The sequence below is a fragment of the Thermomicrobiales bacterium genome (assembly GCA_023954495.1).
GTDB lineage: Bacteria > Chloroflexota > Chloroflexia > Thermomicrobiales > CFX8 > JAMLIA01.
Window position 1 is genome coordinate 1 of sequence record JAMLIA010000034.1, and the last position, 24,684, is coordinate 24,684.

Annotated in this window: 23 protein-coding genes; 8 read left to right on the forward strand and 15 right to left on the reverse strand. The window is 62.3% G+C overall.

Annotation, left to right across the window (positions count from 1 at the left end):
• Positions 1 to 200 precede the first annotated feature (200 nt).
• Genes M9890_08350 through M9890_08385 form a run of 8 tightly spaced genes read left to right on the forward strand, consistent with a single transcriptional unit; the run spans position 201 to position 5,713 of the window.
• Positions 201 to 647, forward strand: coding sequence for a cytochrome c maturation protein CcmE (locus M9890_08350; protein ID MCO5176961.1), 447 nt, complete (start codon positions 201 to 203; stop codon positions 645 to 647).
• Between the two features lie 30 nt (positions 648 to 677).
• A complete protein-coding gene (locus M9890_08355; protein ID MCO5176962.1) occupies positions 678 to 2,672 on the forward strand; it encodes a heme lyase CcmF/NrfE family subunit in 1,995 nt (664 codons plus the stop codon).
• Positions 2,656 to 3,150 (forward strand): cytochrome c-type biogenesis protein CcmH, encoded by a 495-nt coding sequence (locus tag M9890_08360; protein ID MCO5176963.1) that lies wholly within the window; start codon positions 2,656 to 2,658, stop codon positions 3,148 to 3,150. The genes M9890_08355 and M9890_08360 overlap by 17 nt, the downstream gene beginning before the upstream one ends.
• Positions 3,147 to 3,395, forward strand: coding sequence for a hypothetical protein (locus M9890_08365; protein MCO5176964.1), 249 nt, complete (start codon positions 3,147 to 3,149; stop codon positions 3,393 to 3,395). Before M9890_08360 ends, M9890_08365 begins: the two co-directional genes overlap by 4 nt.
• Positions 3,392 to 4,117, forward strand: coding sequence for a heme ABC exporter ATP-binding protein CcmA (gene ccmA, locus M9890_08370; protein MCO5176965.1), 726 nt, complete (start codon positions 3,392 to 3,394; stop codon positions 4,115 to 4,117). Before M9890_08365 ends, ccmA begins: the two co-directional genes overlap by 4 nt.
• A 3-nt stretch (positions 4,118 to 4,120) precedes the next feature.
• The gene (locus M9890_08375; protein ID MCO5176966.1) at positions 4,121 to 4,780 is read left to right on the forward strand and encodes a heme exporter protein CcmB; all 660 of its coding nucleotides are present in this window, start codon (positions 4,121 to 4,123) and stop codon (positions 4,778 to 4,780) included.
• A 6-nt stretch (positions 4,781 to 4,786) separates the two neighbouring features.
• Positions 4,787 to 5,575, forward strand: coding sequence for a cytochrome c biogenesis protein (locus M9890_08380; protein ID MCO5176967.1), 789 nt, complete (start codon positions 4,787 to 4,789; stop codon positions 5,573 to 5,575).
• Positions 5,576 to 5,578: 3 nt separating this feature from the next.
• Positions 5,579 to 5,713: a CcmD family protein gene (locus M9890_08385; GenBank protein MCO5176968.1), complete on the forward strand. Its 135-nt coding sequence runs from the start codon at positions 5,579 to 5,581 to the stop codon at positions 5,711 to 5,713.
• A 617-nt stretch (positions 5,714 to 6,330) separates the two neighbouring features.
• Here the strand turns inward: M9890_08385 and M9890_08390 are convergent.
• From M9890_08390 to M9890_08460, 15 genes are all read right to left on the reverse strand, one after another.
• Positions 6,331 to 8,634: a xanthine dehydrogenase family protein molybdopterin-binding subunit gene (locus M9890_08390; protein MCO5176969.1), complete on the reverse strand. Its 2,304-nt coding sequence runs from the start codon at positions 8,632 to 8,634 to the stop codon at positions 6,331 to 6,333.
• 85 nt (positions 8,635 to 8,719) lie between these two features.
• Entirely contained in the window at positions 8,720 to 9,814 is a 1,095-nt protein-coding gene (locus tag M9890_08395) for an NTP transferase domain-containing protein (protein MCO5176970.1), read from the reverse strand.
• Positions 9,811 to 10,569 carry an XdhC family protein gene (locus M9890_08400; GenBank protein MCO5176971.1) on the reverse strand — a complete coding sequence of 253 codons (759 nt, stop codon included), beginning with the start codon at positions 10,567 to 10,569 and terminating at the stop codon, positions 9,811 to 9,813. Before M9890_08400 ends, M9890_08395 begins: the two co-directional genes overlap by 4 nt.
• 2 nt (positions 10,570 to 10,571) lie before the next feature.
• Complete coding sequence (locus M9890_08405) at positions 10,572 to 10,892, reverse strand: XdhC family protein (protein ID MCO5176972.1); 321 nt, start codon at positions 10,890 to 10,892, stop codon at positions 10,572 to 10,574.
• 156 nt (positions 10,893 to 11,048) lie between these two features.
• A complete protein-coding gene (locus M9890_08410; GenBank protein ID MCO5176973.1) occupies positions 11,049 to 12,443 on the reverse strand; it encodes a beta-lactamase family protein in 1,395 nt (464 codons plus the stop codon).
• Positions 12,444 to 12,558: 115 nt separating this feature from the next.
• Complete coding sequence (locus tag M9890_08415) at positions 12,559 to 13,464, reverse strand: ABC transporter permease (protein MCO5176974.1); 906 nt, start codon at positions 13,462 to 13,464, stop codon at positions 12,559 to 12,561.
• Positions 13,465 to 13,497: 33 nt separating this feature from the next.
• Complete coding sequence (locus M9890_08420) at positions 13,498 to 14,424, reverse strand: ABC transporter permease (protein MCO5176975.1); 927 nt, start codon at positions 14,422 to 14,424, stop codon at positions 13,498 to 13,500.
• A gap of 60 nt (positions 14,425 to 14,484) precedes the next feature.
• Positions 14,485 to 15,873, reverse strand: coding sequence for an ABC transporter substrate-binding protein (locus M9890_08425; GenBank protein ID MCO5176976.1), 1,389 nt, complete (start codon positions 15,871 to 15,873; stop codon positions 14,485 to 14,487).
• A 42-nt stretch (positions 15,874 to 15,915) separates the two neighbouring features.
• Positions 15,916 to 16,302: a hypothetical protein gene (locus tag M9890_08430; protein MCO5176977.1), complete on the reverse strand. Its 387-nt coding sequence runs from the start codon at positions 16,300 to 16,302 to the stop codon at positions 15,916 to 15,918.
• A gap of 156 nt (positions 16,303 to 16,458) precedes the next feature.
• On the reverse strand, positions 16,459 to 17,058 hold the full coding sequence (locus M9890_08435; GenBank protein ID MCO5176978.1) for a helix-turn-helix domain-containing protein: 600 nt from the start codon (positions 17,056 to 17,058) through the stop codon (positions 16,459 to 16,461).
• A 712-nt stretch (positions 17,059 to 17,770) separates the two neighbouring features.
• Entirely contained in the window at positions 17,771 to 18,265 is a 495-nt protein-coding gene (locus M9890_08440) for a carbonic anhydrase (protein ID MCO5176979.1), read from the reverse strand.
• 154 nt (positions 18,266 to 18,419) lie between these two features.
• Positions 18,420 to 19,724, reverse strand: coding sequence for a VWA domain-containing protein (locus M9890_08445; protein MCO5176980.1), 1,305 nt, complete (start codon positions 19,722 to 19,724; stop codon positions 18,420 to 18,422).
• The gene (locus M9890_08450) at positions 19,717 to 20,634 is read right to left on the reverse strand and encodes a MoxR family ATPase (protein MCO5176981.1); all 918 of its coding nucleotides are present in this window, start codon (positions 20,632 to 20,634) and stop codon (positions 19,717 to 19,719) included. The genes M9890_08445 and M9890_08450 overlap by 8 nt, the downstream gene beginning before the upstream one ends.
• Positions 20,635 to 21,429: 795 nt before the next feature.
• A complete protein-coding gene (locus tag M9890_08455; protein MCO5176982.1) occupies positions 21,430 to 22,257 on the reverse strand; it encodes a xanthine dehydrogenase family protein subunit M in 828 nt (275 codons plus the stop codon).
• A 12-nt stretch (positions 22,258 to 22,269) separates the two neighbouring features.
• Positions 22,270 to 24,651: a xanthine dehydrogenase family protein molybdopterin-binding subunit gene (locus M9890_08460; GenBank protein MCO5176983.1), complete on the reverse strand. Its 2,382-nt coding sequence runs from the start codon at positions 24,649 to 24,651 to the stop codon at positions 22,270 to 22,272.
• Positions 24,652 to 24,684: the final 33 nt, after the last annotated feature.

Here is a 24,684-nt window from a genome sequence, read left to right on the forward strand (position 1 = left end):
GATCGTTGCGGCATTTGCCGCTTTCTGGATGGCCGGCGTCCGAATCGGTCGAGGTGCCCGGCGAGGGCGTTCGGCACGGCGGTCGCGGCCGGAGTGGATTCTCGGATGTGGCGCGCTGGCTTTTGGCATAGGCGTGGTGCTGGCGAGCATCTATGGCCAGGGGCTGGTATGACGTCGCTCATTGAGACAAGGGATGGGTAATGGACACCACGAGTACGGCGCAGTCAACACGGCAGCGCAGAAACCCGTGGCTGAATCCGAAGCTGATCATCGTCGCTGGCGTGATCATCGCAGCAGTCGGATTCCTGGTGTTCAACGCCATGGGTTCGTCGATGGCCTATTTCAAGACGGTTGCTGAACTGGAGCAATCGGGCGAACTCGCGTCCGGGGCGACGTTCCGCGTTGGCGGGAATGTCGTGGCGGGGTCAATCGAGCGCGATATTGCGACGAACGAGCTCCGCTTTACCTTGACTGACGGCGTCAACACGCTGCCGGTTGTGTACAACGGCGTGGTGCCGGATATCTTCACTGAAGACGTCGAGGTGGTTGCCGAGGGTGCGGTCGGGCCTGATGGAACGATGCAGGCGACAACACTCCTGACGAAGTGTCCGTCACGCTTCGAGGCAGCGACACACCCGACAAGTTAGGCTGCGCTCCAATAGAAGGGATCGGCACCGATGGCCCAACTCGCGCATGGCGCTCTATTGCTGGCGCTAGTGACGGCAATATTCGGGGTCGGTGCAACCATCGTCGGCGAGCGCAAGCGCATACCTGAGCTATCATTATCGGCGGTGCGCGCTGTCGTCGGGGTGCTGTTCCTGCTGCTAGTGGCAGACGTCATTCTACTGACCGCGTTTATCACGCACGACTTCAGCTTTGCCTACGTTTCATCGCGATCCAGTAGCGACATGCCATTGCGCTACGTCATCACGGCGTTCTACGGCGGGCAGGAAGGCAGCCTGCTGTTCTGGACGACGATGGCGACGCTGCTGGCCTCGATCGCATTCGTCCGCAACCGACCGCGCTTTCCGCGGCTGGTGCCGTACGCAGCAGGCACGTTCCTCGCGCTGACAAGCTTCTTCCTGTTTGTGCTGACATTCGTCGCGTCACCGTTCGAAATCAACGCGCTGATTCCGGCGCAGGGACAGGGACTGAATCCGCTGCTGCGGGATCCGGGGATGTTGATTCATCCACCGATGTTGCTGTCCGGCTTTGCCAGCTTCTCGGTGCCGTTCTCAATCGCGATGGGTGCGCTGATATCGGGCCGGATGACCCGCGAGTGGCTTGGTTTCGTGCGGACGTGGGCGCTCGTCGCCTGGGCGATTCTCGGTACCGGCATTTTCCTCGGCGGCTGGTGGGCATACCACGTGCTCGGCTGGGGCGGGTACTGGGGCTGGGATCCGGTCGAGAACGTGTCGCTGCTGCCGTGGCTGACGGGCACCGCATTCATCCACTCAGTGCTCGTGCAGGAACGGCGCGGAATGCTGAAGGTCTGGAACATGAGCTTGCTGCTTGCGAGCTATGTGCTGGCGATCTTCGGCACGTTTGTCGTGCGGAGTGGCCTGATCCAGTCGGTGCATACCTTCGCCGTCTCGGCGATCGGTCCGTATTTCCTGAGCTTCCTTGTCATCGTCACGGTCGCGTCGATTGGCGTGATGATCTACAGGTTGCCGATGTTGCAGTCGGAGAACACGTTCGACGCGGTGCTGTCGCGCGAATCCGGCTTTCTGCTGAACAACCTGATCTTCGCCGGTATTGTGTTCGCGACGTTCTGGGGCACGATCTATCCGATCGTCTCGGAAGCCTTCACTGGTTCGCAGTTGACTGTTGGCCCGCCATTCTACGAACAGGTCAATGGGCCACTGTTCCTGGCCATGCTGATTCTGATGGGCGTTGGGCCGCTGTTGGCGTGGCGAAAGACGACGTTTGCGGCGCTACGTCGGGTCGCGGCTGTGCCGCTGGCGCTGGCTGCTGTTGTGATCGTGGTGATGTTGCTCCTGTTTGGGCAGCCGCCGGCCGCAGCTGGAGTCGCTGCGGCGGTGTTCGCGATCAGTGCGGTTGGCGTCGAGTACTGGCGCGGCGCGGCGGCGCGGCGGCGCAGCACACGGGAGTCACTACCGGCGGCGATCGCCGGGCTGACGAAGCGCAATCCGCGGCGCTACGGTGGCTACATCGTGCATCTTGGCGTGGCGGTGATCGCGATTGGCATCGTCGGGACGCAGTTCTTCCAGAGCGAGCGGCAGGTGATGCTCAATCCGGGGCAGTCGGTACAGATCGCCGAGTACACACTGACGTTCAACGACCTGTCGCAATCGCGGATCGTCGATGCGGATGTCTATACGGCCGACATTGATGTTGCTTCGGGCGGCAACGATATCGGCGTGATCCACGCCAAGCGCTTCTTCTACGACGGATTTGAGCAGCAGCCGACGACGCGGGTTGCGGTGAAGACGACCGGCTTTGACGATGTCTACGTGATGCTGACGGAGTGGAACGACAGTGGTGCTGCAGGGCTGCACATCTTTGTGAATCCACTTGTGCCGTGGGTGTGGGTCGGTGGACTGATCTACATGCTGGGTATGCTGGTGGTCTTCTGGCCGATGCCGGTGGCGCGCCGCGTGGCGCTGACGGCACCTTCCCGAAGGAAGGCGACTGGTGAAGCCCCTGTTTAGAGTAGCCGGCGTGCTGGCGGTCGTACTTTTCGCCCTGCTGGGCGTGACGACAGCCAGCGCCGAGGACATGTACAGCCAGCGAACGATCAAGCTGGCTAGCGAGTTGCACTGCCCGATTTGTGCCGGTGAGTCGGTGGCGGCCAGCCAGACGGAACTGGCGCGACAAATTCGCGGAATCATCGAAGAGAAAGTGCAGGCGGGTGAGTCCGATCAGGAGATCAAGGACTACTTTGTCGCGCGCTACGGGCAGTCGATTCTGTTTGATCCGCCGAAGTCAGGCTTTCGCCTGGGGCTGTGGTGGATGCCAGTGGTAGTTGTCGCGGTCGGCGTGCTGGTCGTCGTGTCGTTCGTGCGCGAGCGGACGAAAACTCCGCGACCGATGGTTCAGGATCGGGCGCTGGACGATGATGCTGAGCTGGAAGCGATCGCGCGCGAAGTTCTTGGCGATGCGCCCGACGATGGACGGACTCGTGTATGACGATTGCGCTGATCGGGACGTTGCTGCTGGCTGTGCTGGTGTTCGCATTCGTCCTTGAGCCGCTGCTGCGCGCGCGACCCGACGAGATCGTGATCGAGACGGTTTCGTTGCCGGACCTGACGACAGTGGACGATGAATTCGATGACGATAGCGAAGATGTCGAAGAGGCCGAATCGCAGGCTGTCGAAGAGCGCAACGCACCCGGGCGAGCGATCGATCGTGCAATCGGAGGCGACGCGACGTGACCGAGGGTCCGCCGCCGTTTGAGTTGCGCCACATCGCAAAACGGTATGGTCGACGGGTCGTTCTGCGCGATATCAATCTGACAATTGAGCATGGGGAGTGCGTCGCCTTGCTGGGTGCGAACGGTGCCGGCAAGACGACGTTGCTGCGCACGATGGCGACGCTCAGTCGTCCGACGCGCGGGGCCGTGGTGGCGTTCGGGATGGCAGCCTGGGAAGAACGCGAGGCAACGCGGCAGCGGCTCGGCGTTGTCGCGCATCAGCCGTGGCTCTACCCGGAACTGACCTGCAGCGAGAACCTGCGATTTTTCGGGTCGATGTTCAAGTTGAACCGGCTGGATGATCGCATCGTGGCGACGCTGGAGCGCGTCGGGCTGGGCGAGCGGCAGGAGAGTGCTGCGAGCACGCTCTCGCGTGGGCTGCTGCAGCGGCTGAATCTGGGGCGCGCAATCATCCACGAGCCGGAGGTGCTGCTGCTGGACGAGCCGGACACCGGCCTGGACAGCGCCGGACGCGAGGTGCTGGAGCGCATCGTTCTGGAGCAACTCGCAGATAGCGGAAGCGTGGTGTTGACGACGCACGCGATCGAGTTGGCGTTGCGATTGGCGACGCGGGTGGTTGTCGTGGCGGGTGGCGCGATTGCCGTCGATGCTGCAAGGGCGGCGCTGACGCAGGGGGACGTTGAGGCTGCGATCCGCGGGCTGGCGCTCGGGGAGGTCGGCTGAGCGATGCAGCGCGTATGGATGCTGGTCTGGAAGGACCTGGTGGTCGAGGCCCGCGGGCGCGAGTTCCTCGGCGCGATGCTGGTGTTTGCGCTAATCACGATCGTGACGCTGAACTTCGCGTTCGATCTGACAGGCGCGGGCAAAGAGGCCAGCGGATCGGGCGGATTGTGGATCGCGTACCTGTTCGCCGGAATGCTCGGGCTGGGGCGCTCAATCGCGGTCGAGCGCGACCGGGGGACGCTGGAAGGGCTGACGCTCTGCCCGGTTGATGGCGGCTCGATCTTCCTTGGCAAACTGATCTCAAACCTGCTGTTTGTGCTGGCCGTCCAGCTTGTGACGCTGCCGGTGTTTGCGGCGCTCTACGATTTGCCGGCCTTACGACCGATGGTCTTCGCCATCGCGTTTATCGGCGCACTCGGGCTGTCCGGCTTGGGGACGCTCTTCTCGGCGCTGGCGGCTGGCAGCCGGTCGCGCGAGATCCTGATGCCGCTGCTGCTCTTTCCGCTGGCTATTCCGGTTGTGATCGGCTGCGTCCGCGCGACGACCCTTGTGTTCGAGGGAAATCTCTCGGACGCATGGCCGTGGTTTAATCTACTGACGGCGTTTGACGCGATCTTCGTCGCGATCTCCTACGTCGTCTTCGACTATGTGCTCGAGGAATGACCCACGATGAGGAATGCAACAGCCACGTCCAGGCAGCGCGCAGCGGGTTCAGATACCGGCATGCGGGTATTGGCGGCGGCTACGATTCTGACGCTCACCGTTGGCCTGTTTATGGCCTTTGTCTACGCGCCGATGGATGCGGTGCAGGGCCAGGCGCAGCGGATTTTCTACGTGCACGTGCCGATGGCGTGGCTCGCCTACCTCGCATTTGGCGTGATCTTTATCGGCAGCATCGGCTACCTCTGGAAGCGCGACATGCGCTGGGATCAGCTGGCTCGGTCGGGCGCAGAGCTTGGTTTCATCTTCACGACGCTGGTGCTGATCACCGGCTCGCTGTGGGGGCGTCCGATCTGGAATACGTTCTGGACGTGGGATGCCCGGCTTACGACAACGCTCATCCTCTGGTTCATCTATCTCGGTTATTTCATGATCCGCTCGTATGCGGGCGATGCCGAGCGCGGCGCGCGATATGCGGCAATTCTTGGGATCATCGGCGCTGTCGATGTGCCGATCATTCACCTGTCTGTGCAATGGTGGCGAACGTTGCATCCTCAGCCGGTAGTGCTCAACACGAGTGGCACGCAGCTGCCGAACGAGATGCTCTGGACCCTTCTGGTTTGCTTCGCCGGCTTCACGCTGCTGTTCGTCTACTTGCTGGTGTTGAAATACCGCATCGAGGCTGCCCGCGATCGGCTGGCTGATCGTGAGATGGATGCGCTGCTGGCAGCTCCTGCTGCGGAGCCTCGTCGGGATCTTGTTCGCACTGCCGAAGTTTCCGGCGGGTCGGAGGAGTAGCACATGGACGACAACCTCGGTTATCTATTCGCTGCGTTCGCCGTGACCTGGCTGGCCATCGCGGGCTACTTGCTCTACCTTGGACAGCAGGTGAAGGCGCTGCGCGACGAGATCGACGCGCTGGACGACGATCGATGAGCGGAGGCGCACGGCTGTGCCGGAGCGCGATTCTGCCGTAGATCTGCCATCCTCAGTGAGTCCTCAACGCCAAAGTGACACATACGTAGGCGCGGCAGCCATGCCCGCAATCTGTCATTTGCCGCCTGGAGGGCACACGGCAGTGAGAAATCTCTCCTGCGGTGGACTGCATCGAACGGGTGGGAGATTCCTCGCTGCGGCTCGGAATGACAGGACAACAGGGAAGCTACCGATCGGCAAATCTGACGTTGACAGCCCACTCAGTGCGTTGTCAATGTCAAGGTGTCAGATCGGCAGCCCACCGTTTCACCTGTCATCTCGAACCGCAGTGAGAGATCTCCCACCCGTTCGACTCAGTCAAACGCAGGAGAGATTTCTCGCTGCGGCCTCGAAATGACAGAAACAATGGGATGCTGCCGATCGGCCAATCTGACGTTGACAGCCCACTCAGTACATTGACTAACATAACGTGTTCGGCCGAGGGGCTTCGCTGTGCCCCGGCGCTCTGCGCGGGAGAGATCTCGCATGCGCAGTGGACATGACAGAGGCCGGGGATGGCCACCGCGCCAACTTGCTTTTCTGGCCGGAAGGCGCCGATTATTGGGGTTGCTTGCCGGTCAGCCATTCCTGTGTTGCATGGCGCGCCAGATCCGTTCGGACGTGAGGGGCATGTCGAGGGTTTCGACGCCGAAGGGGCGGAGGGCGTCGAGGACGGCGTTGGCGATGGTGGGGGGCGCGCCGGTGGTGCCGGCCTCGCCGACGCCTTTGACGCCGTGCGGAGTGGCGGGGCTGGGCGTGACGGTGTGGTCGAGCTCGAACATCGGCAACTGGTCGGCGTGGGGTACGGCGTAATCCATGAGTGAGCCGGTGATGATCTGGCCGTCGGAGTCGAAGACGACTTCCTCCCAGAGCGCCTGCCCGAATCCCTGTGCGAGTCCGCCGATGACCTGGGCTTCAACCATGAGCGGATTGACGACTTCGCCGCAATCGTCGACGCCGATGAAGCGCACGACCTGCGGCTTGCCGGTGTCACGGTCGATTCGCACGACGGCGACGTGGACGCCGAACGGGAACTGATTGCCTTCTGCACGGTAGAACGCGTTTTCGTCGAGACCCGGTTCCATGCCGGCGGGCAGGCGATCTGGCGCGTAGGCAGCGGCGGCCAGGCGATTGAACGGGATGCTGCGGTCCGGAGAACCGGCGACTTGTGCGACACCGTGATCCAGGACGATGTCGTCGGGCGACACCTCGAGCAGACCGGCGGCGATCAGACGCAGCTTGTCCTTCAGCTTGCGGCTGGCGACGATCGCAGCGGCACCGCCGAGCGTGAGACTGCGCGAGCCGAACGTGCCAATGCCCTGTGGTGTGCGGTCGGTATCGCTGGCGACGATTGCGATCTGTTCGACAGGAATGCCAAACTCGTCGGCGACGAGCTGGGCGATGCTAATGTCAGTGCCTTGGCCATGCGGAGACACGCCGATGCCGACGGTGACCGCGCCGCTCGGCGTGATGCTGATCTCGGCGCTATCCCAGCCGCCGCCGGACGGCTCAACAAATACGCCGACGCCGATTCCGGCCACTTCGCCGGTCGCGCGCAATGACTCAACCTGAAGAAGCGCGGATGTGTAATCGAGGCGGTCGAGCGCGACATCCAGCGCGCGCTCATAGTCGCCGCTGTCATAGACGACACCGGTTGCGGACCGGTAAGGGAAGGCGTCGGGCGGGACGAAGTTGCGGCGGCGGAGATCGAGTGCGTCAATGCCGGTGACGCGGGCTATCTCCTCGATCAGTCGCTCGGTCATGTACGCGGCTTCGGGTCTTCCTGCGCCACGATAGGGTCCAGTCGGTGTCGTGTTGGTCATGACGCCGTAAACGTCGGTGACGAGGTTTGGGATGCGATAGGCGCCACTGGACATAACGAGTGTGCGCTGGCCATGCGTCGAGGCATTGTGCGCGCCGCAATTGACGAGGACGCGGACACGCAGTCCGGTGATGGTGCCATCGGCGGCGACCGCCGCTTCGAGCTCCTGGAGCTGATCGCGGCCCTGGTTGGCGATGCGGAAGTATTCGCTGCGCAGCTCGACCCATTTCACCGGACGTTGGAGACGCCGGGTGACAGCGGCAGTGAGCAGGTACTCGGCAGCATGGCGGCCCTTGGTGCCAAATGCCCCGCCGACATCTGGCGCGATGACGCGGATGGCGGTTTCGGGCATATCCAGTACACCGGCGATCTGCGAGCGAAGTCCGTGGGGTGTCTGTGTCGAAGCGTGGATAGTGAGCCGACCGGTCTTCGTGTCCATGTCGGCAAGGACTGCTTTGGGCTCGATGTAGACGGATGCGACGCGCGGGACGACCAGGCGGAGCGGAACGCGCCAGTGGGCTTCGGCTAACGCAGCGTCCACGTCTCCGCTGCCAGCGTGCATGTGATAGGCGATGTTGCTGTCCCAGTCATCGTAGAGCAGCGGGGCGTCGGGCTGCATCGCCTCGGCGGGCGTGGTGACGACGGGCAGCTCGCGGTAATCGACGTCGACCACCTCGGCGGCATCGTGAGCGGCAGTCGCAGATTCGGCGACAACTGCTGCAACGGCGTCACCGGCGAAGCGCACTTTATCGACGGCGATGGAGTGGCGGTGCATCGGACGGTTTGGGAGCCATTGTGGATCGTGGATCGGTTGCGGAATGAGCCATTCGCCCAGGTCGTCGCCGGTAATGACGGTGACGACGCCGGGGGAGGCGAGCGCCGCAGAGGCATCGATCGACACGATGTCGGCATGGGCATACGGAGAGCGGACGAATGCGATGTGCAGGCAACCATCAGGCTGGATGTCGTCAACGAACGTGCCGTGGCCGGTCACGAGGGTACGATCCGCATCGCGGCGGAGTGATTGACCAACGTACTGCCCGTTTGGCGTCCCTGCCATCTGCAATCCCTTCACCGTGTTTGCGTTTCGTTTGGCCACGATACTGTCTGGCTGTCTTGAAGTGTCCCCGAGTGGACCAGCGCGGTCAACGCATAGAGCGCCAGAGATTGATGATGCGAAGGTCACGGTGGAATGCGAGCGGAGGGAGCTTGTCCGGATCGAACGCGCCGATCTCCAGACTTTCATTCGACTTCACGAGCGGCTGCTCCGGTGCCGACGCATGATAGGCGGCGAGGACAACAACCTCGCCACGCTCAGAGAGGATGCCCATTGACGTCAGATCGGTGATTGTGATGCCGGTTTCTTCCCAGACTTCACGTCGGGCGGCGCTTTCGATATCTTCGCCGCGGTCAACGAAGCCGCCGGGCAATGTCCAGAGGCCTCGGGCCGGCGTCATGGCGCGGCGGTGCAAGATGATCTTGCCGCCAAGCTCCACGACGACGACGGCCGACAGCTTTGGATCAGCGAACCAGGTGTAGCCGCAACTAGTGCAGACCGGGCGCAATCGATTGTGGCGCTCCAGGATCGCAATCGGGGAACCGCAGCGCTGGCAGAATGCAGGGACGTCTGGCGCGCCGAGCGATGACCAGTCGCGCAGCAATGCCGCGTAGTCGTCTTCCGTGTCCACGTCGCGCGGGGCAGGTGTGTGCGGCCAGCCTACCTCGTGAACGCGATCGCGATGCTTGCGGAGGATGTCGCGCGCCCCGACATCGCCGGTGAGTGACATCAGTTCCGGGAAGATCGCGCGGCTGAGGAGTACCGGGTTGCCAGGGCCGTCGGCGTATCGAGGACGGATGGCGACGTCGGACGCTGGCTCGAATTGTGTCGCTAACGCCTCGAGGAGTCGTCGGGGGACGAGGGGCTGATCGCCGAGGAGCACGATTGCGCCGTCTGCCGCGGCGGGAAGCGCGGTGATGCCGACGCGAAGTGATGTCGACTGTCCCGTAGCGAACTCGGGATTGATTGCTACTTCAAAGTTATGCGTGTCGACGCTTGACTGGATCTCCTCGGCGCACGCGCCGAGGACAACGATTCGCGGTCCATGTGGCCAGTGACGGGCTACATCGAGCGTCAGGGTGAGCAGCGGCAGGCTGGACACAGGGAGTAGCTGTTTTGGTCGGCCAAGCCGCGATGACGTTCCAGCCGCCAATACGATAACGGCGATCTCACCAACCGTCATGCGGTGGATTTCGCTCCGGCTAGCACATTCGTTGCACGCGGACTCTTGCCGCGGCGCACAGCGACGATTTCAGCAAGAATGCTTAGCGCGATCTCGGCTGGTGATTTTGCACCGATGTTGATGCCGACCGGGCCGTAGATGCGATCGAGCTGCTCGTCGGAGAAGCCTTCCAACTTGAGGCGCTCGCGGCGCTCGGCGCTCGTCTTGCGGCTGCCCATCGCGCCGATGTAGCCGACGTTGCTGGCGAGCAGCGACGTGATGGCCGGATCCTCAAACTTCGGATCATGGGCGAGGCAGACGGCGGATACACCGGGGTGGAGGTTGAGCATTGCCAGTCCCTCGTCGGGCCAGGCGTCAATCATCCGGTCGGCGTGCGAGAAGCGCTCTTTCGTCAGGAACTGCTCGCGGGCATCGATGACGGTTGTCTCGAAGCCGAGCTCTTTCGCGAATGTGACCAGCGGGATGGCGATATGGACGCCGCCGATGATCACCAGATGCGGGGGCGGCGTGTGCGCTTCGATGAAGAGGCGATTGCCGCCATCCTCGAACTGCGTCGTGCCGCCGTCCTGAACCATCGCGGAGATCTTCTCGCGCACGGCGTCGGTGTCGGCGCTGCCGAGCGAGCCGACCCAGAGTTCGGGCGGGATGAACAGGATTTCGGATCCGGCATCCGGGCCGTCGATGACCGTCGCCTGTACAGCAACTTGGTCGGACTCGATTGCTTCCGAGAGTGCGGCGTAGATTTCGGGACGCATCGTCAGTCTCCTGTCGCGATGCGCTCGACGAAGACGTCGATCTCACCACCGCAGGACAGGCCGACCTCCCAGCCCATCTCGTCGGAGATGCCGAATGAGACGAGTTGCGGGGTGCCGGAATCGAGGACTTCCATCGCGGTCTGGACGACAGCCCCTTCGACACAACCGCCGCTGACTGAGCCCTGCATCCGGCCTGTGCGGGTGACAACCAGCTTCGCACCAATAGGTCGCGGAGTTGATCCGGCAGCGCCGACGACGGTTGCTAGCGCAACCTCTTCGCCTTCGGCAGTCCATTCCTGAATATATTCAAGGACATCACGCATGTTTGTTCTCCGATCGGTGCGGGCTGGTGGGTGCCATTGCTATTGTATAGCGTTTTCTGCGGTAGGGGCATTCCCGCGTATGTTCAAGCGTGCGCAGAGAGGCCGGACCAAGTTTCGGTCCGGCCTTTCTTGCGTGAGTGTCGTTACGTTTGGAGTCTAGTCGCTGACGCGATCGTAGACGCGGCCGCCGAGGCGAACGAAGCGGGTGCGACCGTTTTCGTCGGCGATGAAGTCGGTGCGCGTTCCGGCAGTCGGGCCGGTCGTGGAGATGCACTCACTATCGCTGATCGGCCAGACCCAGCTCGGTGGTAGCTCGCGCTCTTCTGGCGACAGCGGGTTCACCTTGGTGCGTGCGTCGATGCGCAGCGAACCATTGTCGGGCGAGAACGTGAGGACTGCCATCTGGCTCTCGTAGGTGCCGGCCATGTTCGCGATATGGATCGGAGTCAGGCCGACTGGTTCTGGCTTGTCATCGTTGAGGCCGCAATGTTCGCGCAACGCCCATTCGTTGAGTGCCGAGTTAACCGCCCAGCCATCGTCGCCATCGGTGAGGATGGCAATGGCATAGCCCTTGGAGGGGACGACACTCAGCCGCGCCTGGAAACCGTTGGTTGAGCCACCGTGACCGACGACGCGAATGCCGTCGCGGTCGTTGATGTCCCAGCCGAGCCCCCACGACTGTGCGAAGTTGGCCGCTGGGGTCTGGATTTCCTGCATGGCTGCGACGGATTCGGCAGAGAGAATCTGCTCGTCGCTAACCTTGCCGTTTTTGATGTGGAGCTGAGCGAAGCCGAGCAGATCGGCGACGGTAGCGATGATGCCGCCGGCCGGATTGACCGCACGCGGGAGCTGATAGGCCCGAGCGACTTCGATGGTGCCTGAGCCTGGCTCTGTCTCGACATGACCGACTGCCACCGGGTAGACGATCGCCTGCGAGGCGAAGAAGAAGGAGTGATCGAGCCCGAGCGGCGCAAACACCTTCTCCGCCATCGCCTGCTCAAAGGGCATGTCGAAGATCTTCTCGATGATCGCACCAGCGAGGTTGAAGCCGCTGTTGCAGTAGGACCAAAGTTCGCCCGGTGTGGTGATCTGACGGAGGGTGCCGTACTGCGCGATGGCCTTGGACAGCGCATCGTCGCCGACACCGAAGTCCTCGAAGAAGTCGCCGAACAAGCCACTGGTGTGAGTGAGCAGGTGGCGCATCGTGATTGTGGCGAGCGCGTCGGCGTCCTTGAGTTCGAGAGCCGGCAGGTAGGTGCGGACCGGCTCATCAAGATCGATCTTGCCCTCGTCGACGAGCAGCATGACGAGCGTGGTGGTGAAGACCTTGGAGATGGAGCCGATCTGCAGCAGGTGCCCGCCGGTCATCTCCTGCTTCGTCTCGATATTCGCCAGCCCGAAGCCGAATGTTTCGACCTCGCCGTTGCGCAGGATGCCGACGGCGACGCCGGGGACGTTCCAGTACTTGAGGAGGTCGTTTGCCAGCGGCTCCAGGGCGGTATATGACGTCGTATCGAGTGGCATTTTCTCAGGCGAATCGGTCGCTGCCATAGCGTCCCTCTCTCTGCTATGCACGTATTCACGAGTCGGCGTGAGCGCGCTGCCAACCGGCGCACACATCGTGCGCGCCGTCGGCAACTAACAACACATATTGTTGGGGGCAGGGCTAGCGATTACCCTGCGGGTCAAGGGCATCCCGAAGGCCATCCCCTAACAAGTTAAAGCCCAGAACGGTGATGGCGATGAAGATACCCGGGAATGTCGTGATCCACCACTGATCGCGCAGGAAGTCGCGACCCTGGCTGAGCATCGCACCCCACTCGGGTGTCGGCGGCTGTGCGCCGAGGCCGATGAAGGAGAGTGCTGCCGCCGAGAGGATCGCACCGGCAATGCCGAGTGATGACAGAACGATTAGTGATGAGATGACTTCCGGGAAGATATGCTTCGAAATGAGGCGCAGGTCTCGTGCGCCGATGGCGCGAGCCGCTTCAACGTAGTCTTTCTCCTTCGCTGCCAGGACCTGCGCGCGGACGAGTCGCGCGTAGGATGGAACTGAGCCGACGCCAACCGCGATCATGACATTCTGGATGCCGTTGCCGAGGACAGCGATAATCGCCAGGGCGAGCAGCAGTCCCGGGAATGCCAGCATGATCTCGATCAGGCGCTGTGTGACCATGTCGAACCAGCCGCCGTAGTAGCCGCCGATCAGCCCGATGAGAGTGCCGACGATCATGGCGATGCCGACTGCGATCAGACCGACCTGCAGCGAAATGCGAGCGCCGAAGATGATGCGGCTAAAGATATCGCGGCCGAACTCATCGGTGCCGAACAGGTGGTCGCGGCCCGGCGCGATGAACTGATTGATCAGGTCCTGCTTGGTCGGGCTGGCGGGTGCGATGATTGGCGCGAGTAGCGCCATGAGAATGAGCAACACGACGATCGTCAGGCCGACGACGGACTGGCGAGATCGCATCAGCCGCATCAGGACGAGTTGGCCTGGCGAGCGCGAGACGCGCAGATGTGATGTTGTCTGGGCAGTCGATCGCCCGACTGACTCTCCGGACTCAGTCACGATAGGTGTCTCTCCCCTCCCCGTTGTCATACCTTAACCGTGCCGAACGCGCGGGTCGAGCACGCCATAGAGCATGTCGACGATGAGATTGACAACGACGTAGATGACTGCGACGAGGAGGACGATCCCCTGGATGAGAGGAAAGTCGCGCGTCGCCAACGCCTGCACCGCGAGCATGCCGATGCCGGGATAGGCGAAGACCGCCTCGATGATGAACGCACCGCTCAGCAGGCCACCGATCTGCAATCCGAGGATGGTGACGATCGGCACAAGTGCGTTGCGGAAGGCGTGCCGCATGACGACGAGCCATTCGCGTAGTCCTTTTGCCCGGGCGGTGCGCACGTAGTCCTGGTTGAGGACGTCAAGCATGGCGGAGCGAGTCATGCGGGCCAGGATGGCGGACGCAAGAACGCCGAGTGTGATGGTAGGTAAAACCAGGTGTTTCCAGGTATCTGCGCCAGCGACCGGGAACCAACCCAGCTTCACCGAGAAGAGCATCATGATCATCAAGCCCAGCCAGAAGCCGGGGATTGAGACACCGATGATGGCGACGAGCATGCTGAAAAAGTCGAGCCAGGTGTTCTTGAAGGTCGCGGCTGTCACCCCGGCGACGACGCCGATAAGCGTCGAGAGTGCGAGGCTGGTGATCGTTAACTTGATCGTGTTCGGCAATCGGTTTCGAATCTCTTCAGAGACCGGGCGCTTGGTGCGATACGACTTGCCGAGGTCGCCACGCAACGCATTACCGACGAAGGAGGTGTACTGGAGGTAGATCGGCTTATCGAGGCCCATATCCTTGCGGATTTGTTCGCGTTGTTCTGGGGACGGCGGGGCCAGGTTGGTGAACATCATGTCGATCGGGTCGCCGGGTACGAGGCGAACCATGGCGAACACGAGTACGCTGACGCCGAGCAGAACCGGAATTGTTCCCAGTAGTCGGACGAGAAGAAACTTGACCATGTGGCCTTCCATGCAGGCGTTGCCCGACCTGCAACCCGGTCGGGCAACGTCATGAGTCTGCTAGAGCTCCTGGTAGGCGTCCATGTAGGTGACGTAGCCCTGTGGGCCGAACTTGACCCCCTTCAGCTCATTGCTACGGACACCCCAGGTTGACACCGCGCTCCACAGCGGAACGGCGGCGCAATCGGCCAGCGCGATCTTCATCGCGTCCAGATAGGCGGCGGCACGCGCGTCCATGTCGGACGTGCTGCGGCCGGCGACGACAGCGTCCTTGTACTCGGGGCTGTACTGCTGGTACAGGCCGAACTGGCCGTCGCCATCGGTCATCATGAAGAGCAGATCGGACTCCGACCAGCCCCAACCCATGAGGTCCATCTGGGAAACGTTCTCTGCGAGGCGGGCAAGGACGGTAGCGACTTCCATGGTCTCGAGCTTGGCATCGATGCCGACCTCGGCGAGCTGCCCCTGAATGACCTGGGCAATGCGCTCCTGGGTCGTGGCGTTCCAGGTCCAGAAGACGACTTCGAGCTTCTTGCCGTCCTTTTCGCGGAAGTCGCCATTCTTGACCCAGCCGGCCTCATCCAGCAAGGCGTTGGCCTTGTCACTGTCGTAGTGGTAGCCGAACTCCTCGATGTCCGGGGTGAAGCCCCAGTTACCGGTCGGCATCAGGCCGAAGTTGCGGACGGCAGTGCCCTGCAGAATTCGGTCGATGATGGTGTCGGCGTCAACGGCGTGGGCAACAGCCTGGCGTACCTTCTGGTCATCGAAAGGTGCCATGAACTCGAGCTCTCCGCTGTTGTCCACGATCGAGAACTCGATGAATGCGATCGACGTCGACTGCTCCGGGCGCATCAGGGAGTAATCGTCCTGGCCCTCGAATCGCTGCATCTGTTGAGCAGGCATGGCGAAGAAGTTGATCTCGCCGGTCTCGAACGAGGCGACCTGCGTCTGTTCTTCGGGGATGTTGCGGAAGACCATCTCTTCGAGGTACGGCGCGCCCTTGTTGTCGTTGTAGGAGCGGACGTTGACGTAATCCTCGTTGCGGGTGAGTGTGATAGTCTCACCCTGAACCCACTCCTTGAAGATGAATGGACCACTGCCTACCGGATTGATGCCGAAATCGTCGCCATACTTCTCGACGGCGGCCGGCGAGATAATGCCGAAATAGGCGCTTGAGATGTTGCCGAGGAGCGGCGAGAAGACGCCTTTGAGGTGCAGCGTGGCGTACTCGTCGATGACCTCGGTTGACTCCATGTCGGCGACCCAACTGGCGCTCGGCGCGGCAGTCTCAGGATCGATCACGCGGTCGAACGAGAACTTGACGGCTTCGGCGTTGACCGGCGTGCCGTCGTGGAAGTTGATTCCCTCGCGGATCTTGAACGTGTAGCTCAGGCCATCATCGGCAACCTCGAAGCTCTCGGCAATGACTGGCTCGAACTCGAGATCCATGTTGCGGCCGATGAGTGGATCGTAGATCTGCGAGAAGACCTGCTACGAGATTGATGCGGTGGTGTGCTGCGGGTCGAGCGTGTCGGAGTCGCCGGAGCGGCCCCAGACGAGCCGTCCGCCGACCTTCGAGCGGTCGATGTCTCCGCCGGAGCTCTCGTCGGTCGATTCGGTGGCTTCGCTCTCGCCGGTTGCCTCAGTGGCTTCGCTCTCGCCACCGGTGGATTCCGTGGCTTCGGTTTCCGGCGTCGAGCCGGAGTCGGTGGATGCGGAGGTGGACGTTGGGCTGGTGCTGTCGTCGTCATCGCCGCCGCAGGCTGCGATCAACGGAGCAGCGAACGCCGCGCCGATACCGGCGACGCCGAAACGCAGGATCGTTCGGCGCTTGATTGGCGACTGTAGTTCGCTGAGTGCCTCAAGTGGATTACGCATGATTTGAAGTCTCTCCTTCACATTCCATCCCGGCTTTTCGAACAGGGCTCCCTCATTTGGGCCTCTGAACAGCGTCTGGTTGTGACCTTCCTTTCGTGCACGTTTCGGCAATCGTGATTGGGTGCTCCAAGCATTTTGCCTCGCTCAATGCGATGACTAGGAACGCCTGGGCCTGGCGGTGTCTGCATGGGGAAACAGAGCGAACTGCATTTCGACGCGCACCGGCCCGTCGGGCTCATTCAGCTGCACAAAGTCGCGCTCGATGTCGCCGAGCCGCTTGCGGATTGCAGCTACGCGGTCGGGTGTTGTCCAGATCGTTCGCTGCGTAATCCGCAGCAACTCCGGGTGGCGCTCGACGGTGCCGCTCGCCGCCGCCGTGCGCAGATCGCGCGCGGTGCCTTCGACGGTCGATGCGAGGAAATCAGCGCCCCCTATGGGATCGCCATCGACATAGAGTAGTGACGAGAGGAGGCGGAAGTAGCGCGCAGTAGCGCGGTAGTACTTGTTCTGAATGCCGGAGATGACGACGGCGTCGACAAGCTGAACCATGCCGACGCTCTCAAGTTCGGAGACGTGGTAATAGAGCGTGTTCGACTTGATGCCAAGTCGGTCGCCAATCTCTTTAACCGTGTGTGCCTCGTGAATCAGGCAATCGATGATCTGCAGGCGCAGCGGATTCGCGACGACACGCAGCTTATCGATCGTGTCGATCAGGTACTCGTCACTCTGTTCAAATGGCACCCGCTCGACGCTCACCGGCGCAGACCTGCACATCTCATTTGGAATGGTCAAATCCGTTTGAAACAGTATATGTGCAGTATGCTGATATGTCAAAGTCCGAATATCACGGGATCGCGTAAAAGCGTTGCCGAATCGGCAGAGTGTGATGGGTTGGTGTTGTTTCGAGAGGGAGCGGGAGAGGCTCGTTTGCGCCGGGCCTGGTCGGGCGAGTGGGAAACCTCTCACTGCGGTTCGAGAAGACAGGAGGAGAGGATGGCTGTCGGATTGGATGGTCCGATGTTGACAGCGCATTGGTTTGCTGGGTGGGTAGACGAGCGAGCCGCCTCCAATTCCTTCGCAGGGACAAGGGAAATGACCCGGCTTGTCCATCGCCCTGAGGCGATCAGTCCCGCTCGGAAATTAGCATGCTGGGCGCAGGGTTCTACATTGGCTCGTCGCGCCCAAAGTGCAGGGGCGTATCGCATACGCCCGGCCAGGACCACGACCAGTCAACAGGTGCTCCCGGACACTGTGGCTACCGATCGGAACGAGTTGAGGGCCAAACGGGCGTATGCGATACGCCCCTGCACTTTCACGGATGCAACGCGCGGTGGGCGTTACGCTGGGGCCGTAATCATCGGCGCGGGGGTGTCGCCTCACGGTGACAGCGCCAGCGCTGCCCCTACGGCACGATCAAAAACAGCTCCCTGCATATTGGCCGATCGGGCAGGCGGACGCTGGCGGCCCGTTAGACGACCGAGCGGAGTTGGCCGGTTGTGACGTCATAGACAAAGCCGTGGATGCGGATGTCTGGACGAATCATGGGGGAGTTACGGATTGTCTCGACATCCGCACGCACCGTCTCGTCCGGGTCGGTGATCGGCAGGAAGTCGACGTGCGACACGTCAGCACCGAGGTCGGACAAAAGCTCGTCGCGCATCTGGTCGTTCGTGATCTTGGTCATGCCGCAGTCAGTGTGGTGGATGACGAGGAAGTAGCGGGTGCCGAGCAAGCGATAAGAGAGCACCAGCGAGCGAATGGCATCATCGCTCGCCCGGCCACCGGCGTTGCGAATGACATGCGCATCGCCTTCCTGCAGACCGAGAATGCGGTCAGGATCGATGCGGGAATCCATGCAGGTGAGGATGGCGAGCTGCAGTCGAGGGGTGCGTGGGAGTCGGCCCTGGCGAAAGTCCTCGCTGTATTGTTCGTTGGCGTAGAGCAGGTGCTCCATCAGCGTCATTGATCGTGCCTTTCTATGCGTTCGTTCCTGTCGTTCCGACGTGACTCTGAACCGCATGTGATCCTTACATCAGTCGGTTCAATGGGGCGAGGCGGAGGGCGGCACAAAGAAACGGCGGTGCAATGGTGCACCGCCGTGGTTGTCGTTGTGATGACTAGACCGACGCCATACGTTGCTGGACGAACTCCAGTGGTGCCTGGCGGCGAACTGGTCGATACTCGCCGATGTCAGAGAGGTGCTGCGCGAGCAGCTCCAGACTCTCCATATTGTGGACCGGCAGGAAGTCGTCGATGAACGGCAGAGCCGCCTGCATCCCACGGGTGAGCGGCTGGTAGCGTGGCGACCCGAGCAGCGGGTTGAGCCACACCAGCCGGTAGCAGGAGCGCTGCAACCGCATCATCTCGTTGCCGAGGAGCGCGGGATCGCCGCGGTCCCAACCGTCGGAGATGATGAGGACAACTGCGCCGTTTCGCAGAACGCGCCGCGCCCACTCCTGATTGAACGACTGGATTGACTCGCCGATCCGCGTACCGCCGGCCCAGTCCTGGACCTCCTTGGAGACGCGGGTGATGGCTTCGTCGATCGGTCGCTTCTTGAGGACCCGGGTGATGCGCGTCAGGCGCGTGCCGAAGACGAATGCTTCGACGCGGGCCATGTCGTTCTCAATCGTGTGGATGAACTGCAAGAGCAGCCGCGAGTAGCGGTCCATCGATCCGGAGATGTCGCAGATGACGACGAGCGAACGCGGCTTCATCTTGACCTTGCGCTCGGAGATGCGCAGTGGCACACCGGCGGTCTGCAGCGATCGGCGCATGGTTCGGCGTGCGTCGATGTAGCGACCCTTGGGGGTGGCGACCTTGCGGCGCGACTTGCGCATGCCGATCTCCCACTTGAGGCGCTTCATCAGGATGCGAGCCTGCTCCAACTCCTCCTGGGTGAATTCGGAGAAATCCTTGGTGCGCAGCGCCTCCGAGCCGCTGTAGGTCAGGACGGACTCGAGGTCGCTGTCATCCGCGTCGGCGAGATCGCCGGCATCGGAATCGTCGTCGACCGCGAGGCCTTCCATGCCTTCGCCGAACTCGGACTGGCCGTCGCCGTCCTCAGTTTCAGCGTCATCAAGACCTTCGATCGGCTCCATTGAGGAGTCGTCGGACGGCTTGAAGATCTGCTGATCCTGATCGTTTGCCGCGCGCTTCGAGCGCCAGTACGCGTCGAAAAGGATCGAGAACGTCTCGCGATCCTCACCTTTGGTCACGAGGCAGGCTTCGGCGGCGTCCTTGAACAGGCGGCGGTTGTTAATACCGACGTAATTGGTGGCGTTGACAAAGTCCATCACCTGCGACGGGGTGACCTTGATGCCGTTAGCGCGCAGCAGGCGACCGAACCGGAGTGACCGGCGCAGAAGCAGCTGGCCCGGCTCCTGAACGCTTCCGTCGCGGGCGGGTGCTGCGCTAGTCATTGCTCGCCGCTGCCGAAACCAGTTCGTCAAGCTTGTTCTTGCGCACGGACTGCACATCCTCCTGATGCTTCAGGATCGCACCGAGGGTTGCCGACGCGACCTCAGACGACAGCTCGCGCTGCGAGAGGGCCATGAGGGCAGCGCCCCAGTCGAGTGTCTCGGCGACTCCCGGGAGCTTGTACAGATCCACCTGCCGCAGGTCGTGCACGAAGTGCGAGATCTGGAGTGCGAGTCGATCGTTGATGCCCGGCACCTTGGAGGTGACGATACGGTATTCCTTGTCAACCGTCGGGTAATCGACCCAGTGATAAAGGCAGCGGCGCTTGAGAGCGTCGTGCAGCTCACGGGTGCGGTTCGAGGTGATGATGACGATCGGCGGGTGCTCGGCGGTCATTGTGCCAAGCTCGGGGACCGTGACCTGGAAGTCGGAGAGCAGCTCCAGCAGGAACGCCTCGAACTCTTCATCGGCGCGGTCGATCTCGTCGATCAGGAGGACCGGCGCCTTACCACGATGCTCAATGGCCTGCAGCAGTGGGCGCTTGATCAGATAGTCTTCGCTGAAGATCTCGGCCATGGCCGCGTCGCGGCTCTCTTCCGACGCCTCGGCGGCACGGATGGCGAGCATCTGGCGTGGGTAATTCCACTCGTAAACTGCGTGCGAGACATCCAGACCTTCGTAGCACTGTAGACGAATCAGATCAGTCTGGAGAATCGCAGCAAGGACCTTGGCGATCTCGGTCTTGCCGACTCCGGCTTCACCCTCGAGCAGCAGTGGCTTGGGGAGGCGGAGCGCGAGGTAGATCGCCGTCGACAGGCTGGTGTCGGCGATGTACTTCTGCGACGCGAGTGCTTCCTGAACTTCTTCAACCGACTCCAGTGACGGGATCGGCTGAGCTGTAACCTGCGACAACGAACGCTTCCTCACTCTCCCCGCCGAGCTGCGATCTGGCGCCAATCGCTGAGATTGGGGCGCAGCTAGAACGGCCCATCAAAGACAATGCCTTCTAGTATACTCCGCTATTCCCGATTTACGTCATTCTGACACGTTTCGCGTCGCCAATTTTGCCGAAACGGTGCATGGCCTGCGGGTTTGGTGCCGATGCCGACGGATGTGTGGTGATGGTTTGTGGTGCGCGAGGGTGCTCTCGGAGGATTGAGTGCTGTACATGGCGTGGAAGCACTCATGCGCCATGTCTCTTGCAATGGACTTGGTTCAGGGGGTGGGAGATCTCTCACTGCGGTTCGAGATGACAGGGGAAGCGAGTGGCTGCCGGCCGGACAGTCTGACATTGACCGCCCAATCAATGGTCAACTGTGGTGAATCTCCCGGGCGAGCTGCCGCCGACACCTTCGCAGGACTAGCCGAGGCATGTCCATCGCCGTGAGGAGATCACTCCCTGGTTGCGGTGCAGCGGTTGAGGGATGGTGACGACCAGACGGTAACAAGCGGCGATGACGCAGTGTTCCTGCCTTATCCGCAGCGCGGGACGGTCGCCTCACGGCGATGACAGCGCCAGCGCTGTCCTACGTCTGGATCAATAGCGGTTCTCTCGCCTGGCAGATTCACTGCGGTTGACTATTCCGTATGACGGATAAAGCAGGATGCCGCCGATTGAGCAATTCCCATCGGTGTGCTCCTGGGCGGGGGCAAACAGTACGAAGGCCCGACCCGCGTGTGCAGGTCGGGCCTTCGAAGACTGGTCCGTTAGCTGAGACCGGCGGCCCGCATGAGCGCGCGCTTGGCGTACACCTTGGTGAGATGGGCGCGGTACTCGGCGGAGGCGAAGTGGTCGCCGGCCCAGTCCTGGTCGCCAACGTTCTCGACGGCGGCTTCGATTGCGGCGGCGTCGATGTTGCCACCGGCGAGCGCGTCCTCAACGCCGGTCAGGCGCTCGGCCTTGTATGTCGCGCCGGTGACAGCGACCTTGACGGTCGAGGCGTCGATGCTGGCTGCGACACCGCAGACGGCGTAGCCGGAGGCCGGGTGGGCGAACTTCTCGTAGGCTGATGCGCCACTGGCGGCGGGAAGCTTGATCGCTGTTAGAACCTCATCCGGCTCGAGTGCCGTCGTGAGGATGTCGATGAAGAAGTCATCGACGCCGATCTCGCGGGTGCCGTTCGGCCCCTGGGCGACGAGCGTCGCGCCGAGGACGAGCAGCGCTGCCGGTGCGTCGGCGGCAGGGTCGGCGTGCGCGGCTGCGCCACCAACGGTGCCGCGATTTCGCACCTGTACGTCGCCGACCTTCCCAACGGCTTCGTAGAGCGCGGTGTACGCCTTGACGGCGTCATTGTTCAGGAAGTCGTTGTAGGTGACGCCGGCACCGATGGTCAGGCCACCGTCTGCCGAGATCTGCTTGAGCTCGTCGACCCTGCTGATGTCGACGAGCACTTCTGGCGCGGCAAGTCGCAGCTTCATCGCTGGTAGCAGCGAGTGTCCACCGGAAAGGATCTTGGCCTCCGGGTTGGCCTGCAGGATGTCGACTGCCTCCTGGACGGACGATACCCGCTTGTAATCAAACGGTCGTGGATACATGACTGTTCCTCCCTAAGCCTGGTCGGCTGTCGCGTTCTGAATCGCCGCCCAGATGCGGGGCGGAGTCAGCGGCATATCTGTGTGATGAATGCCAAGTGGCGAGAGCGCATCGCAGACGGCGTTGACGTACGCCGGAGTTGACGCGATCGTGCCGGCCTCCCCGGCTCCCTTGACGCCCAGCTCGTTGACTGGTGACGGCGTGACAGTGTGGTCGAGCTCGAACATCGGGAACTGATCGGCGTGTGGCACAGCATATTCCATCAGCGTACTGGTGAGGAGCTGGCCGTTGTCGTCGTAGACCGCGCCTTCGACCATCGCCTGTCCGAGCCCCTGGACGATCCCGCCCTGCAGCTGTCCGGCGACGACCAGCGGATTGACGATGTTGCCAACATCGTCTACGGCGACGTAGCGGACGAGCTCGGACTTGCCGGTCGTCGTGTCGATCTCGACGACGGCGATGTGGGTGCCGAACGGGAACGTGCAGTTCGGCGGATCGTAGTAGGTTGTCTCATCGAAGAACGGCTCCATACCGTCCGGCAGGTTGACCGGGACAGCCGCAGCGAGCGCCAGCTCCTGGATGGTCTTGACCTGATCCGGCGAGCCCTTGACTGAAGCCTTGCCGTTTGACCATTCAATATCCTCGATGTCGACCTCCAGCAGGTGGGCTGCCAGACGGCGGGCCTTGTCGACGATCTTGTTGGTCGAGCGGACGATGGCCTCGCCGCCGACGGTGAGGGAGCGGCTGCCGTAGGTACCGTATCCGAACGGTGTGCCGAGGGTGTCGCCGTACTTCAGCTGGACGTCCTCGATCGGGACGCCGAGCTTGTCGGCGGCGACCTGAGCGAAGGTTGTCTCGTGGCCCTGACCGTGGGGCATCGAGCCGGTTGTCACGACGACCTTGCCGGATAAGTGCACCTTGACGTTGGCGCTCTCGAAGAGGCCAGCGCCCCAGCCCTCGCTGGTGATGTATTTGGTCGGCGCGATGCCGCAGACCTCGACGTAGGTCGAGAGGCCGACGCCGAGCAGGCGCTTGTCGCCGGATTCGCGGCGGCGCTGCTGCTCGGCACGCAGGTCGTCGTAGCCGATCATCGCGAGCGCTTTGTCCAGCGCGGCCTCGTATTCGCCGGAGTCGTACGGCAGCATGCCGATGCCGGTGTCGTACGGGAATTCTTCCGGCTGGATGAAGTTGCGGCGGCGGACTTCCGCCGGGTCCATGCCGATCTCGTTGGCCACGAGGTCCATGACCCGCTCGATAACGTATGCGGCCTCAGGTCGACCAGCACCGCGGTAGGCATCGACCATGGCGGTGTTGGTGAAGACGCCCTGCACCTCGCAGTAAATCGCCGGAATCTTGTAAACACCGGCGAGCATGCGGCCGTAGAGCGTCGTCGGGATGCCGCCGGACGCAGTTGAGAGGTATGCTCCGAGATTGGCGAGCGTGTGGACGCGGAGCGCGGTGACCTTGCCGTCGCGGGTCGCGCCGATCTCCAGTTCGGTGATGTGATCGCGTCCTTGTGCTGTCGCGGCGTTCGCTTCGCTGCGAGTCTCGATCCACTTGACGGGTCGTCCCAGCTTGCGAGCCAGCCAGCCGACCAGGACGTACTCCTGGTACATGAAAATCTTCGCCCCGAAGCCGCCGCCAAGGTCGGGCGCGATGACGCGGATGTTCTGCTCGGGCACTCCGAGGATGAACGCAGCCATCACGAGACGATGGACATGCGGAGCCTGGCTGGAAAGCCAGAACGTGAACTCTTCGGTGCCGGCTGAGTACTGGGCGATTGCGCCGCGGTTTTCCATTGGGGTTGCGATCATGCGCTGATTGCGGAGCTTCTGCCTGATGACGATCTCGGCATCGCGGAGCCCTTGCTCAGTTTCCTCCTTCTTGCCGCAGTTCCACGAGAAGACGATGTTGTTCGGCGCGTTCTCGTGGAGTTGTGGAGCGCCCGGTTGGACCGCCTTCTCGGCATCCGACACGCCGGGAAGCTCGACGAGGTCGAGCTCGATCGCGTCGGCGGCATCGCGCGCCTGTGCGAGGGTCTCGGCAACGACGACCGCGACCGGGTCGCCGACCCAGTGCGCCTCGCCCTTGGCGATCGTATAGGGCGTATTGATGTTGTTCTCTACGCCAGCGGCCTGCCAGGCATAGGGGAGTGGCGGGAGCTCGATATCCTCACCAGTGAACACACCAACGACACCGGGCATTTGCTTGGCGGCGTTGGTGTCGATTCCACGGATTGTGGCGTGCGCGTACGGACTGCGCACGATCGCGACATGCGTCATGTTGGCCAGGACGATGTCTTCCATGTAATTGCCGCGACCGGTGATGAAGCGAGGGTCTTCCTTGCGCTTCATTGCCCTGCCGATATATGGCTGTTGTTGCTCGACTGCGACCACGTTCGCCTCCTCTTGCTACACACGACAGGTCAA

Excerpts from the sequence above, each read along its gene's own strand:
- M9890_08350 (MCO5176961.1), top strand. The coding sequence starts at position 201 with ATGGACACCACGAGTACGGCGCAGTCAACACGGCAGCGCAGAAACCCG.
- M9890_08355 (MCO5176962.1), top strand. The coding sequence starts at position 678 with ATGGCCCAACTCGCGCATGGCGCTCTATTGCTGGCGCTAGTGACGGCA.
- M9890_08365 (MCO5176964.1), top strand. The coding sequence starts at position 3,147 with ATGACGATTGCGCTGATCGGGACGTTGCTGCTGGCTGTGCTGGTGTTC.
- M9890_08375 (MCO5176966.1), top strand. The coding sequence starts at position 4,121 with ATGCAGCGCGTATGGATGCTGGTCTGGAAGGACCTGGTGGTCGAGGCC.
- M9890_08380 (MCO5176967.1), top strand. The coding sequence starts at position 4,787 with ATGAGGAATGCAACAGCCACGTCCAGGCAGCGCGCAGCGGGTTCAGAT.
- M9890_08385 (MCO5176968.1), top strand. The coding sequence starts at position 5,579 with ATGGACGACAACCTCGGTTATCTATTCGCTGCGTTCGCCGTGACCTGG.
- M9890_08390 (MCO5176969.1), bottom strand. The coding sequence starts at position 8,634 with ATGGCAGGGACGCCAAACGGGCAGTACGTTGGTCAATCACTCCGCCGC.
- M9890_08395 (MCO5176970.1), bottom strand. The coding sequence starts at position 9,814 with ATGACGGTTGGTGAGATCGCCGTTATCGTATTGGCGGCTGGAACGTCA.
- M9890_08400 (MCO5176971.1), bottom strand. The coding sequence starts at position 10,569 with ATGCGTCCCGAAATCTACGCCGCACTCTCGGAAGCAATCGAGTCCGAC.
- M9890_08405 (MCO5176972.1), bottom strand. The coding sequence starts at position 10,892 with ATGCGTGATGTCCTTGAATATATTCAGGAATGGACTGCCGAAGGCGAA.
- M9890_08410 (MCO5176973.1), bottom strand. The coding sequence starts at position 12,443 with ATGGCAGCGACCGATTCGCCTGAGAAAATGCCACTCGATACGACGTCA.
- M9890_08420 (MCO5176975.1), bottom strand. The coding sequence starts at position 14,424 with ATGGTCAAGTTTCTTCTCGTCCGACTACTGGGAACAATTCCGGTTCTG.
- M9890_08425 (MCO5176976.1), bottom strand. The coding sequence starts at position 15,873 with ATGGATCTCGAGTTCGAGCCAGTCATTGCCGAGAGCTTCGAGGTTGCC.
- M9890_08430 (MCO5176977.1), bottom strand. The coding sequence starts at position 16,302 with ATGCGTAATCCACTTGAGGCACTCAGCGAACTACAGTCGCCAATCAAG.
- M9890_08440 (MCO5176979.1), bottom strand. The coding sequence starts at position 18,265 with ATGACGCTGATGGAGCACCTGCTCTACGCCAACGAACAATACAGCGAG.
- M9890_08445 (MCO5176980.1), bottom strand. The coding sequence starts at position 19,724 with ATGACTAGCGCAGCACCCGCCCGCGACGGAAGCGTTCAGGAGCCGGGC.
- M9890_08455 (MCO5176982.1), bottom strand. The coding sequence starts at position 22,257 with ATGTATCCACGACCGTTTGATTACAAGCGGGTATCGTCCGTCCAGGAG.